Raw genomic sequence first — 12,516 nt, forward strand, 5'->3', positions numbered from 1 at the left:
AAAAGGCTCAAACACTTGTTTAAATTTTGTTAACTACACCAAGAATTAGCTCTGAAACTAGCTCTGGGCTCTCTAAATGGCAATGATGTCCGCCAGGAACAGTCTCTATATTCAGAGAACTATGGGCTGATTTGTAGCGATTATGCTGCAAATGTCGGAATCCATCATTTCCTAAAACTATTAATTGAGGGCATTCAATAGCCGCCATGATCGCTTCAGCATGCGCTTGTGACATTCGATATAACGAGTCACATTTTAGGTTAGGGTCGCATCGCCATTGCCAAGAGTTATCGAACTCGGCACTACCTTGAACTACAGTCGCTTGATCAAAAGCAACGTGATCTACTGTCACTTCCTCAAAAGCAGCTTGATCAATAGTACCTAGCTCAACGATTCCTCGTTCAACAATAGGAGCAATAAGTTCTGCTTTGATTTGATTGGCGTGAGCTCTCAGCTTAATAGCATCCTCAAGACTTGCCAGAGGACGTGAAGGCTTTCTTCGCTGTCGAAGACGACTGAGTACCCCATCCCTCAAGCGAGAGACTGTTTCGTGGGGAGCTTCAGAAAGAGGTCCGTGACCTTCAATTTGGATTAATCCTGACACCTTTTCAGGAAAGGCGGCACTATAGCAACTTGCGATCAATGCACCAAGTGAATGTCCTACTAGTACCAGTCTGTTTGGCGATAATTTAGTCACCAACTGATGCAAATCGTCGATATAGTCGTGAAATGGGTAGTAACTGCCCGACTTATGCGATGAAAACCCATGACCAAAGAGGTCAATAGCAACCAGATGAGAATTTGGTGAAAGTACTTCTAGATTTGATATAACAGAAGAGAAACTCGCTGAGTTATCTAACCACCCATGAATAAAAACGACCGTCGTAGCGGTCGTTTCGGGGTTACCAATCTGTTGTGTTGCAAGCGTCCCGCTCGCAAGAGAATATGACTTTTCAATCATTGATAGTTTGTTATTCCTGTCTTGATCTATCCATTAATCCTAAACGATGCTAACTATTCGACATCTTTAATTACGCGCCCTTGTCTTGGCATCGTTTGAAAACTACGACAATGTAAGCTGCGACATGAGTAGTAAGTAGGAGCAAAATCGTTCACAACCACTCTTTCTGTAATTTGCCACAAGCGTTGGTTATAAACATTCATTACCGGAAAAGTATAAGGATAATCACCAATAGTGCCATCTTCTGTGCCATTTGATGTGCCTACCAAAGTGACTAAACGACCTTCAGCAAAACTCAATGGCTCAACATAACCATCAATGTAAGCGACAAAGCGCCCTTTTGGTTCGGCATCAATATCTGGCTTACCGCTGCTTGAAATCGGCATGTTAACCACTTCAACACGAGTCTTATCTTGTAAATTTGTCACCTTGGCAATCACACCACCTAAGCGAACATCACCAGCGTCTGGCACAGTGTTTACCCACTCTTGGTAGTCGGTCACGACTTGTTCAGAGTTTGCATTAAGTTCTTCAGGCAAAGAGGAGCAACCCATCACCATCGAAGAGAAAGCGACAAGGAAAAATAAGCGAGATTTAGAAATGAGAGAAAACATAATGCTGGTCCTTAGAACAGGATAAATAAAAGCACAAAGCTAGATATAAATATCGACCCCAATAAGCTTCGCAAGTTCCTCTTTTTTAGCTTGATTCATCACATCCATATACTCTTCCATCGCACGTCGTCCACGCCCTTCTGGAAGATCATATTGAACCTGAGCTTTGTGAATCTCAGATTCTTTGACTTGGCGAATGGAATGCGAGACAGCATTCGCGACCTTAGTTGGCTGACCAACTGAGGTTTTTGCATCGCCTTTTTTTACCTCGTTCTTTTTATTGGTTCGATTGGTTTTGGATGTATTGCCTATCGAAGAAGGAGGTAAGCCGTTTATTGAAACCATGCTTAAGGAATTTTGTACCTAATCTTAATAATTTTGTATCTGTTTTAATTTTGGCTCTGCAAAGTGAATGCAGAGCCAAAATAATACGTATTTACTCACGACCTGGCAGTTTCTTCCACGTCACTTTGTCACGTAGGTAAACTGGCTCAGACTCTTCAGCTGCAACCGCTTTGCCTTCTGCGTAAGCGAATTGAGCAAGGAACGCCATATCTTGAGCTTCTGGGAACAGAACCTCACACGCTTTAGTGTCGATCGCTAGTGTATCCATGTGCTCTGCGTACGCTTCCCAACCGGTGCCTACTTTTGCCCATGTCTCAGAATCCACTTCAAGCTGCGCAGCCAATTCGCTTGGAGGTGTGACACATTCAGCATCAACTGCAGTCCAACGACCGTCTTGTTCACGGCTGTAACGAGCCCAGTACACTTCACTCATGCGAGCATCAATCGCTGTTGCTACGTGAGTTTCACCAAATTTACGGTAGCTGCCCTGCGCCATCGCTGCCAGTGTAGAAACACCGATCATCGGTAAATCAGCACCAAAAGCTAAGCCTTGAGCAATACCAATACCAATACGTACACCCGTGAAGCTGCCTGGGCCTTGGCCAAACGCGATTGCGTCAATATCTGTTAAAGCGATGTTCGCTTCTTTCAGTACTTCATCAACCATAGGTAGAATTTTTTTCGTATGGTCTCGAGGAGCCTCTTCGCTACGTGCGAACACCTGGTCACCCATTACTAGTGCAACTGAACAGTTTTCAGTTGCGGTATCTACTGCAAGAATTTTCGCGCTCATTCGTGTCTCAAATATTCGTTATCTAATCTAAAAATAATGGCTAAACTCAACAATGCCAATTACTCAGCAGCGGTTGAATGGTCTTTAGCTAAGAATTCTTTAATGATCCCTAAGTCACGGGTACGTGGGATAGGCGGTAAACTCGCCAAAAATACACCACCGTAATCACGGGTCACCAATCGGTTATCGCAAATAATCAAAGCGCCATTATCACGCTTATCACGTATTAATCGGCCAACACCTTGTTTCAAGGTAATCACTGCGTCTGGTAACTGCACTTGTGCAAAAGGATCACCCCCTTTTAGCTTACAGTCCTCGATTCGAGCCTTAAGTAACGGGTCGTCTGGGGCGGTAAAGGGCAATTTATCGATGATAACACAGCTTAATGCGTCGCCCCTAACATCGATCCCCTCCCAGAATGCCCCCGTGGCCACCAGCAATGCGTTACCTAATTCCATGAATTCCGCTAAGGTTTTTTGCTTACTGGTCTCACCTTGCAATAGAACGGGTACAGTAAGCGTTTCACGGAATCGCTCGCCCAACTCTTTCATCATGCTGTGTGAGGTACACAAAAAGAAACAACGACCTTGGTTTTGCTCAATCACAGGAGCCAGCATCCTGACTAATTTGTCAGCCAAGCCCGGGCTATTGGGCTCTGGAAGATAACGAGGCACACACAAGCGCGCCTGATTCGGATAATCAAATGGGCTCGGCAGTGAAAACTGTGCCGACGGCTTTAATCCAAGTCGAGAGGTGAAGTGATCGAAGTCATCCGACACCGCTAGCGTTGCTGAAGTAAACACCCAAGCACCCGGTTTAAGCTCGATTTGTTCGTGGAATTTATCGGCAACCGAAAGAGGCGTGATGTGCAAAGCAAATTGTCGGGGCGTTGTGTCATACCAATAGGAATAACCGGTAATCGACACATCACACACACGTTCGATACGTGACTTAATCATGGTTGCACGCTCGAAAGCCGTATCTAACAACTGGCTTCGACCCAATGCTAATTTCAATACATCCACAGCCAGTTGCAACGCATCTTGTAAACGCACCAACTCTCTCGCAATCGACTCTGACTTCAACGCCTCACGCCAGTTACCACGAAAGCCCGTATCACCGAGCACAATACGTAGATCAGCTGACGATTGAATGAGCCTCTCGCCAACTTTTTGCAGCTGACGCATGTCTTTAGCTTCAGTTCGATAAGCAATTTCAATATCTTTGGCTAGTTCTTGGATTTGTCGGCTTGATACTGATTGCCCAAAGTACTGACTGGCGATATCTGGAAGTTGATGCGCTTCATCGAAAATAAACACATCGGCCTCTGGAATAAGCTCACCAAACCCGGTTTCTTTAATCGCTAAATCCGCAAGAAACAGGTGGTGGTTTACTACGACAACATCGGAATCCATCGCTTTTTTACGCGCTTTCAGCACAAAACAATCAGTGTAGCTTGGGCATTCTTTACCTAAGCAGTTGTCGTTAGTTGAGGTAATGGTTGGAATAACCGGGCTATCTTCAGCAATGTCATCGCAATCGCCTAAGTCACCAGTTTGAGTCGCTGAAGACCAACTGCGTACTTTGACTAACTGAGCCAGCAATGTTGGATCGGTATGAGTGCCATGACTTTCGATCATCTGGCGGCTCAAGCGGTCTAAACACAAATAGTTTGAACGGCCTTTCAGCAACGCAACCTGACCATAAAAGCCAAGCGCATCGACCATGAGTGGTAAATCACGATGAAACAACTGCTCTTGAAGGTTTTTAGACCCCGTACTGATAATAGTTTTCTTGCCACTGAGCAGCGCTGGCACAAGGTAAGCAAACGTCTTACCGGTACCTGTCCCCGCCTCAACAACCAATTGGCTTTGTTGCTCAATGGCTTGTGAGACCGCTTCAGCCATATCCAGCTGAGCTTGTCGTGGTTGAAACCCAGGGATCGCTTTACCCAGAGCACCATCAGCAGAAAACGTTTTAGATATCATAGAGTACGTGGTTTAGAAAAATAGAAGGCGAATTATGGCAGGTTTAGTGAGCCGGTGCGAATCAGAAATGACTGCGCACCGGAGATGTATATCGAATAGAACATGGCAGGCTAAGTCCTTCTTATCAACCTAGCCCAAAACAAATGAAAGGGTTGTTTAACTACTTACGATTCAAATAACGAGATAACCAAGGCGCACCAATAAAGTCGGTATCACTTGATTGCATGGCTTTAGCAGCATCAGTCGGAGAAGCCTTGCTTTCCCACATTTCATCAAGAACGTTGCCGTCCACCTGAACATCACCAACTAATGAATTTACGCGCTTACAATATAACTTTTTCGCTAGTAACTCTTTATCCATAAATGATCACCTATGTATGGCTGAAATGTTGGTTCGCTCTAGTGGGACTTGACCGAGAATATCGGTTAAAACCGTCAGAAATCTAACCTCTACCTGAATTTATTAAGCCTCTCAATTTATTAATCCCCTAAATGAACGGTAGATTTTGTTGAAACCAAATTGATAATAGATTAATTATAACGGTGATATTGCGGCTCAGTTCACCGTTCGACGGCCTGCATTAAATTTTGAAGAATAAAAACATTTCATGGAAGTAAGATGCAAATGGAAAGAAAAACTTTATTAACACATTGTACTGACGCCCCAGGCCTCATCTCAAAGATCACCAACATTTGTTACAAGCACCAACTCAATATTATTCACAACAATGAGTTCGTTGATAATACTAGTGGCCACTTCTTTATGCGTACCGAGCTAGAGGGTTACTTCAATGACGAGACCTTACTCGCCGATTTAGATCAAGCGCTACCAGAAAACACAAAACGTAAGCTTGTTGATTCATCTCGTAAGCGTGTCGTGATACTCGTGACTAAAGAAGCGCACTGCCTTGGCGATATTCTAATGAAGAACTTCGATGGCAGTTTGGATGTAGAAATTGCCGCTGTTGTTGGCAACTACGATACTCTGCAAAGCTTAACCGAGCGTTTTGATATCCCTTATCATCATGTTTCTCACGAAGGTTTAAACCGTGAAGAACATGAGAAGAAGATGCTTGAAGTGATTGACCAGTACGAGGCGGACTATTTGGTTCTTGCTAAATACATGCGAGTGCTGACTCCGGGCTTTGTTGAGAAATACAATCACAAGATCATCAACATCCACCACAGCTTCTTACCTGCATTCATTGGTGCTAAACCATACCAGCAAGCGTATGAGCGCGGCGTAAAAATCATTGGTGCAACGGCGCACTTCGTGACAAACGATCTCGATGAAGGCCCAATCATCAAGCAAGATGTTATCCCAGTGGATCACAACTTCAGCGCAAAAGACATGGCTCAAGCGGGTCGTGACGTAGAGAAAAACGTATTGAGTAAGGCTCTAAACAAAGTGATCAACGATCATGTGTTTGTTTACGGCAACAAGACTGTAATTCTGTAAGTCGGGAATTCGATTTACAGTAGGACTTTCAGTTAGAACTCAATAAAAAACGCGCAACAAGGTTAACCCGTTGCGCGTTTTTTGTATCTAGTTATTAGACTAGCTTTTAGAGATTCCCAACTACACTCCTTCGTCGCTATCGGGAATGACGAATTTAGCCATGAATCTTCTAACGTTAGACTCTGGCAAACACTATCAAGCACTCCGTCATTCCGACGAGCCTAGGCGAGATCAGGAATCTATCTCAGCAATTCTCTACTTAAATTAAGCCTGTTCAGACTCTACAATCTTCTTCAAAGAGTGTGGATGCAGCTTAATACAAATCCCTTGATGCTTGAATGCAACCGTTGGGTTATTCAAACGCTCACCCTCGCCTTTCGGGCTAGAGAGTTTGATCTTAACACCTTGCTCAGCCAAGGTTTCAAACTTAGCGGCAAACTGTGGGTAGGTTTCTTTAAGGTCCGCTAGATACTCATCGGCAGTCTGTGCGTGAGAAGGAATCACAAACTCAACGTGCTCCCAGTCTTGAGACGGGTAAATTTTGCCTTCAGCAGGGTACGGAAGCTCTAAACACTCAATCTTCCAACCAAGACTTTGCAATGGTTCATCGAAAGCCAACACGACAATTGGACGACCGTTAATCATCGCTTCTGAAATCGTAGAGCCGTATTCAGACCATGCTTGATGTGCTGATTTCGCAAGCTCAGTTTCGTTGATTCTTAATGCAATATGATCCGCTTGAGCAAAGCTTAAATCTAAACCCAATGTATTTCCTAGGTTCTCAATTTTCGCCATAAACGTATCAAGGCGCGCAATCATTTGTTGTGGTTCTAGTTCGGCTTGCTTCAGGCTCATCGTAATTGTCTTTGTTCTCCAAATAATGGCTGCATGGTATCAGTTTTACTTTCAGCAACAAGCGTTGCTTTAACAAAAAAACGTTCAAAAAGTACGGTGTCTTACTTTCCTAAATAGACAAAGCTGGCTTGGTCAAAGTCGATTGTCAAAAACCCCTCAGGAAATGTTAATTTTCTATCAATTCGACCTATAAGAAACCCCACAAAATTGGTATGATTAACGCCATTTTTGTGAACTTAAACAGAGTCTGTTGTTCATTTCGGCATTAAATCGTTAACTCGAAGCATAATTAACCAAATTTAATACCCACGAAATAACGGCCACTCTTATTCATCCTTGAATTGAAGGAAACGCGTGTGAATATCCAAGCACTGATTAATGACAAAGTATCTCAGGCTCTAGAAGCCGCTGGCGCACCTGCAGGCTCTCCTGCGGCTGTTCGCCAATCTGCAAAACCACAATTTGGTGACTACCAAGCAAACGGCGTTATGGGCGTTGCTAAACGACTAGGCACTAACCCTCGAGAATTTGCTCAAAAAGTATTGGACGTTCTAAACCTAGACGGTATCGCTTCTAAAGTTGAAATCGCAGGTCCAGGTTTCCTAAACATCTTCCTAGATGAAGCATTCCTAGCGCAACAAGCAGACGCAGCACTGGCTGACTCTCGCCTTGGTGTTGCAGCAGCTGAAGCACAAACAATTGTTGCTGACTACTCTGCTCCAAACGTTGCAAAAGAAATGCACGTTGGTCACCTACGTTCAACGATCATCGGTGATGCTGTTGTTCGTACACTTGAGTTCTTAGGTCACAAAGTTATCCGTGCTAACCACATTGGTGACTGGGGTACTCAATTCGGTATGCTTATCGCAAACCTTGAGCGCATCCAAGCTGAAACTGGCGAAGTTTCAATGGAACTTTCAGATCTTGAGCAGTTCTACCGTGAATCTAAAAAGCTTTACGACGAAGACGAAGAATTCGCTGTGAAAGCACGTGGCTACGTAGTGAAACTGCAAAGCGGCGATGCATACTGCGCTGAAATGTGGAAAAAGCTGGTTGACGTAACCATGGTTCAAAACCAACGTAACTACGATCGCCTAAACGTATCACTGACACGTGATGATGTGATGGGTGAAAGTATGTACAACCACATGCTTTCAAACATCGTTTCTGATCTACAAGTACAAGGCCTAGCAAAAGAGTCTGACGGCGCACAAGTTGTATTCCTAGACGAATACAAAAACAAAGACGGCGACCCGATGGGCGTTATCGTGCAAAAACGTGACGGTGGCTTCCTGTACACCACCACCGATATTGCATGTGCTAAATACCGTTTTGAAGAACTGGGCGCAGACCGCGTACTTTACTTCATTGACTCCCGTCAGCACCAACATCTAATGCAAGCTTGGACTATCGTTCGTAAAGCGGGTTATGTTCCTGAGTCTGTATCTCTTGAGCACCACGCATTCGGCATGATGCTAGGTAAAGATGGTAAGCCATTTAAAACTCGCGCAGGCGGCACAGTTCGTCTTGCTGATCTTCTGGACGAAGCAGAAGTACGTGCAACTCAGCTGATTGAATCTAAAAACCCTGAGCTAGCAGAAGACGAGAAGAAAACCATCGCGAACACAGTAGCAATGGCGGCAGTTAAATACGCAGACCTTTCTAAGCACCGTACCACTGATTACGTGTTCGACTGGGAAAACATGCTGGCATTTGAAGGCAACACAGCACCGTACATGCAGTACGCGTACACTCGTGTCGCTTCAATCTTTGCTAAAGCAGGCATTTCTATGGACTCTCTTGAAGGTGAAATCAAAATCACTGAAGAGAAAGAGAAAGCACTTATCGCGAAACTTCTACAATTTGAAGAAGCGGTACAGTCTGTTGCTCGTGAAGGTCAACCACACATCATGTGTAGCTACCTGTTCGAACTTGCTGGTCAATTCTCTAGCTTCTACGAAGCGTGCCCTATCCTTGTGGCTGAAGACGAAACAGTTAAACAGAGCCGCCTGAAGCTTGCTGCACTGACAGCTAAGACTATCAAGCAAGGCCTGTCGCTTCTAGGTATTGAAACTCTAGAGCGCATGTAATTCCCTTCGGGTTACAATGAATAAATACAAAGGTTGATGTGAGAGCATCAACCTTTTGTTTTATCTAACGTATACTGAATTCAAGAAATCGAAATGGATAATAATAATGAGCTTTGAACTTCACCCACAGTTAGCAAAAGACACCACGCTTATCGGCGAATTTCCACTAAGCTTGGCACTGCTAAGCAAAGACAGCGCAGTGCCTTGGGTTATCTTGGTACCAAAACGTGCCAACCTAAAAGAACTGCACCATCTACCAATGAAAGAACAACAGCAGTTCTTGCTTGAGTCTCAAGCGGTAAGCCAAGCATTAGAAGCGACCTTCCAACCAGACAAATTAAACCTAGGTGCGCTAGGTAACATGGTGCCACAACTGCACATTCACCATATTGCACGTTTCAAAGATGACATCGCATGGCCAGGACCAGTATGGGGAAACACCAATGGTGAACAACGCAGTGAAGAAGAACAAGCTGCAATCCATACTCGTATCCAGAATGTTTTGTCATTGAGCTCTATCTTTAAGAAAGCGTAATTAGAGTCCATCTCATTGCGCTTTAAAGCAAAACAGTTCAGAAAAGATACATAACAAAAAGCCGCTCATCTAAAATAGGTGAGCGGCTTTTTTATTGTCTAATCTCGCCGTTTTCAACGAGAGTATGAAGACCTGAACTACATCATCACATTAAGTGACAGACCATCTTGTTTGCTGATGGTGTAACGAATACGTGTTGTATGTCCATGCTTGTTGGTGTCGACCAAGCGAGATACCTTCCCTTTCTTGACCCACACACTCAGCATCGCATCTACACCATCTTCACTCATGCCAAACTTAGACGCGAGTTCACTACGAGCTGCGACACCCTCGTTATCAATGTATTGATGAAGTTCAGTTAAAATCATACTACTTGCACCTCTAATGCTTTTTGCTTACTGCCGACTTTCTTGAAGACTCGATACGTCAATACAAAGCCACCAGCAATCGCCACCATCCATACCGCACTGCTGACTGGGTGAGCAGCGAAGTTTGCCGCTTGGTAATAGAAGGTCGCACCGAAGTAACCAAGTGCCATTGTCCAAACTGCGATGAAACGCGCAAACATCTGACCAAACTCACGAACATAAGCACCCATCGCTGCCACACACGGTGTGTAAAGCAAGATTAGGATTAAGTAAGCAAATGCCGCATGCCCTGATACAAATTTATCTTTCAGGTTACCAAAGATAGAAGTATCAACTTCTTGATCCGCAGCGACAGAGCTTGAGTCCGATAAGTCACCCACTTCAATACCTAACGGATCTGAATAACTCAAACCAGATAGATTTTCAGGGATGGTCATGACTGCTTCTTGCAAGCTTGCAGCTAGATCAAATTCAGCTGCTTCCTCGTCTGAAGGTGTGGTGTACAAGCTGTTTAATGTACCGACAACCGCTTCTTTAGCGAAGATACCAGTGATGATACCAACCGTTGCAGGCCAGTTCTCTTCAGTAATACCAATCGGTTGGAACACCGGTGTCACAACTTGAGCCGCTTTAGATAGCACAGAGCTTTCACTGTCTTCATTACCGAAGCTTCCGTCCATACCTAGAGAGTTCAAGAAGCTCAGAATTGCCACAACCATTACGATTGTTTTACCAGCACCAAGCACGAAACGCTTCAGTTTTTGCCACGTTTTTAGCATTACGTTTTGCACAGTCGGCAATTCGTAATCCGGCATTTCCATAACCAAGCTATCGCTGCTGCCAGGATAGATTGTATTTTTAAGGAATAGACCTGTGAACACAGAAGCAACAATACCCATGATGTACAAAGCGAAGACTACGTTTTGTCCTGCACCTGGGAAAAATGCGGCTGCAAACAGTGCGTATACTGGTAAACGCGCACCACATGACATAAACGGTGCCATTGATGCAGCCAGTTTACGCTCACGCTCTTGGTCAAGAGTACGTGTCGCCATGATCGAAGGAACGTTACAACCAAAACCAAGTACCAGAGGAACAAAAGCCTTACCCGGCAAGCCGATTTTCTGCATCACTTTATCAAGTACAAATGCAGCACGCGCCATGTAGCCTGAACTTTCTAGTACCGCTAAGAATAGATAAAGAGCAGCGATTACCGGAATAAAGGTAGCAACCGTTTGAATACCGCCACCGATACCATCGGCAAGGATTGTCACTAACCAAACAGGTAAATGTCCGTCTAATAAGTGATGACCACCATCAACCAATAACGCACCTACACCAATATCAAAGAAGTCGATAAACGCACTACCGATATTGATAGAGAACATGAACATCAAGTACATAATGACGAAGAAGAAAGGAATGCCGACCCACTTGTTCAAAATGAATTGGTCTGCTTTTTCGGTGAAGTTTCGGCTTAGCTTGCCTTCACTGCGGCGAACACGCTTACACAGGTCATGTAGAAAAGTGTATTTTGCATCGGCAACCGCAAGGTCAATATCAAAGTCAGCACTCAGGCGCACGCTATCAATTTGAGTGCGAGGCTGAGGAGCAAGACCATTTAAAACCAAGTAATCATTTTCTAAAGCACGAATCGCTAGTGCTCTATGCGACACATCAGCATCATCAAATTGTGATTCAACAGAAGGGATTAGTGCTTCTAATGCTGCGTCGTAATCGATAGAGATAGGGTCAAGGCTCACACCTTGAACGAGTAACTTATGAAGGCGTTCTTTAAAGCGAACCACTTGGCCTTTGTCGTTTGCAGACAAGCTCAGAACCGGACAGCCTAGCTCTTTTTCTAGAGCCTTAAGGTTAATGACCTGACGTTCACGCTTTAATACATCCATTTTGTTCAATACAACGATCATTGGGCGACCCAACTCTCGCAATTGTAATGTCATGTATAAGCTTCTTTCCAAACAGCTCGCGTCAACAACATTGATGATCACATCTGCTGGGTGAGTAAGCACAGCGCGAGACGCAATAGACTCATCGATGCTGTTCGCGTCATTACCACTATCTAGCGCATAGATACCCGGTAAATCGGTAAGCTGAAACTTATCACCAGCGTGAGAATAGACACCCGTCTTCTTTTCTACAGTTACACCGACCCAGTTACCAACATGCTGCTTGGCGCCGGTCAATGCATTAAATAATGTTGTTTTACCACTATTAGGGTTACCAACGGTGAGAACTTGATAATCCATTTAGATAACCTCGATTTGTTCTGCGATGCTTTCACGAATGGCGATTGAAACCCCTCTCACTTCAACTTGAAGCGGATCACCCATAGGTGCACGGCGAATCAACGTCACCTCGGTTTTTGGCAACATGCCCATGACCATAAGTTTTTTTCTAACTTCTGGTGTTAAACCTGTTAGTGCAACAATAGAAGCCGCTTTGCCTTGCTCTAGTTGTGAGAGTTTCATAAATACCCAATTCGTG

The 12,516-nt window shown here is 44.4% G+C and carries 13 protein-coding genes; 3 read left to right on the forward strand and 10 right to left on the reverse strand.

The window, feature by feature from the left end:
* Nucleotides 1-19: 19 nt before the first annotated feature.
* The 6 genes from OW495_RS17880 to OW495_RS17905 form a co-directional block, all read right to left on the reverse strand.
* Entirely contained in the window at nt 20-961 is a 942-nt protein-coding gene (locus tag OW495_RS17880; RefSeq protein ID WP_289887612.1) for an alpha/beta hydrolase, read from the reverse strand.
* 53 nt (nt 962-1,014) lie between these two features.
* The gene (locus tag OW495_RS17885; RefSeq protein ID WP_017074521.1) at nt 1,015-1,575 is read right to left on the reverse strand and encodes a Slp family lipoprotein; all 561 of its coding nucleotides are present in this window, start codon (nt 1,573-1,575) and stop codon (nt 1,015-1,017) included.
* Between the two features lie 39 nt (nt 1,576-1,614).
* Nucleotides 1,615-1,920 (reverse strand): hypothetical protein, encoded by a 306-nt coding sequence (locus OW495_RS17890; protein WP_017074520.1) that lies wholly within the window; start codon nt 1,918-1,920, stop codon nt 1,615-1,617.
* Nucleotides 1,921-2,011: 91 nt separating this feature from the next.
* Nucleotides 2,012-2,713, reverse strand: a complete 702-nt coding sequence (gene tsaB / locus OW495_RS17895) for a tRNA (adenosine(37)-N6)-threonylcarbamoyltransferase complex dimerization subunit type 1 TsaB (protein ID WP_289887616.1) — start codon at nt 2,711-2,713, stop codon at nt 2,012-2,014.
* Between the two features lie 59 nt (nt 2,714-2,772).
* Nucleotides 2,773-4,701, reverse strand: coding sequence for an ATP-dependent DNA helicase (locus OW495_RS17900; RefSeq protein WP_102311150.1), 1,929 nt, complete (start codon nt 4,699-4,701; stop codon nt 2,773-2,775).
* A gap of 160 nt (nt 4,702-4,861) precedes the next feature.
* Entirely contained in the window at nt 4,862-5,062 is a 201-nt protein-coding gene (locus OW495_RS17905) for a hypothetical protein (protein WP_102361477.1), read from the reverse strand.
* A gap of 264 nt (nt 5,063-5,326) precedes the next feature.
* Between OW495_RS17905 and purU the strand changes: the two genes are divergently transcribed.
* Nucleotides 5,327-6,160, forward strand: a complete 834-nt coding sequence (gene purU, locus OW495_RS17910; protein WP_029223462.1) for a formyltetrahydrofolate deformylase — start codon at nt 5,327-5,329, stop codon at nt 6,158-6,160.
* Nucleotides 6,161-6,424: 264 nt separating this feature from the next.
* Here the strand turns inward: purU and OW495_RS17915 are convergent, their stop codons facing one another.
* The gene (locus tag OW495_RS17915; RefSeq protein WP_102314876.1) at nt 6,425-7,021 is read right to left on the reverse strand and encodes a VOC family protein; all 597 of its coding nucleotides are present in this window, start codon (nt 7,019-7,021) and stop codon (nt 6,425-6,427) included.
* 350 nt (nt 7,022-7,371) lie between these two features.
* On the opposite strand from OW495_RS17915, the gene argS reads away from it, so the two are divergent.
* Both argS and OW495_RS17925 read left to right on the forward strand, forming a co-directional pair.
* On the forward strand, nt 7,372-9,105 hold the full coding sequence (gene argS / locus OW495_RS17920; protein WP_065103148.1) for an arginine--tRNA ligase: 1,734 nt from the start codon (nt 7,372-7,374) through the stop codon (nt 9,103-9,105).
* A 106-nt stretch (nt 9,106-9,211) separates the two neighbouring features.
* Nucleotides 9,212-9,640 carry an HIT domain-containing protein gene (locus tag OW495_RS17925; RefSeq protein ID WP_065103147.1) on the forward strand — a complete coding sequence of 143 codons (429 nt, stop codon included), beginning with the start codon at nt 9,212-9,214 and terminating at the stop codon, nt 9,638-9,640.
* Between the two features lie 137 nt (nt 9,641-9,777).
* Here OW495_RS17925 and OW495_RS17930 read toward each other — a convergent pair whose 3' ends face one another.
* The 3 genes from OW495_RS17930 to OW495_RS17940 are packed head-to-tail and all read right to left on the reverse strand — an operon-like array spanning nt 9,778 to nt 12,500.
* Entirely contained in the window at nt 9,778-10,008 is a 231-nt protein-coding gene (locus tag OW495_RS17930) for a FeoC-like transcriptional regulator (RefSeq protein ID WP_004734201.1), read from the reverse strand.
* Complete coding sequence (feoB, locus tag OW495_RS17935; protein WP_065103146.1) at nt 10,005-12,278, reverse strand: Fe(2+) transporter permease subunit FeoB; 2,274 nt, start codon at nt 12,276-12,278, stop codon at nt 10,005-10,007. Before feoB ends, OW495_RS17930 begins: the two co-directional genes overlap by 4 nt.
* Nucleotides 12,279-12,500: a FeoA family protein gene (locus tag OW495_RS17940; protein WP_008221191.1), complete on the reverse strand. Its 222-nt coding sequence runs from the start codon at nt 12,498-12,500 to the stop codon at nt 12,279-12,281.
* Nucleotides 12,501-12,516 lie beyond the last annotated feature (16 nt).

The sequence above is a fragment of the Vibrio sp. 14N.309.X.WAT.E.F5 genome, from assembly GCF_030397615.1.
Taxonomy (GTDB): Bacteria; Pseudomonadota; Gammaproteobacteria; order Enterobacterales; family Vibrionaceae; genus Vibrio; species Vibrio lentus.

Excerpts from the sequence above, each read along its gene's own strand:
- OW495_RS17890 (WP_017074520.1), bottom strand. The coding sequence starts at position 1,920 with ATGGTTTCAATAAACGGCTTACCTCCTTCTTCGATAGGCAATACATCC.
- OW495_RS17905 (WP_102361477.1), bottom strand. The coding sequence starts at position 5,062 with ATGGATAAAGAGTTACTAGCGAAAAAGTTATATTGTAAGCGCGTAAAT.
- tsaB (WP_289887616.1), bottom strand. The coding sequence starts at position 2,713 with ATGAGCGCGAAAATTCTTGCAGTAGATACCGCAACTGAAAACTGTTCA.
- OW495_RS17880 (WP_289887612.1), bottom strand. The coding sequence starts at position 961 with ATGATTGAAAAGTCATATTCTCTTGCGAGCGGGACGCTTGCAACACAA.
- OW495_RS17925 (WP_065103147.1), top strand. The coding sequence starts at position 9,212 with ATGAGCTTTGAACTTCACCCACAGTTAGCAAAAGACACCACGCTTATC.
- OW495_RS17900 (WP_102311150.1), bottom strand. The coding sequence starts at position 4,701 with ATGATATCTAAAACGTTTTCTGCTGATGGTGCTCTGGGTAAAGCGATC.
- OW495_RS17930 (WP_004734201.1), bottom strand. The coding sequence starts at position 10,008 with ATGATTTTAACTGAACTTCATCAATACATTGATAACGAGGGTGTCGCA.
- OW495_RS17885 (WP_017074521.1), bottom strand. The coding sequence starts at position 1,575 with ATGTTTTCTCTCATTTCTAAATCTCGCTTATTTTTCCTTGTCGCTTTC.
- OW495_RS17940 (WP_008221191.1), bottom strand. The coding sequence starts at position 12,500 with ATGAAACTCTCACAACTAGAGCAAGGCAAAGCGGCTTCTATTGTTGCA.
- purU (WP_029223462.1), top strand. The coding sequence starts at position 5,327 with ATGGAAAGAAAAACTTTATTAACACATTGTACTGACGCCCCAGGCCTC.
- feoB (WP_065103146.1), bottom strand. The coding sequence starts at position 12,278 with ATGGATTATCAAGTTCTCACCGTTGGTAACCCTAATAGTGGTAAAACA.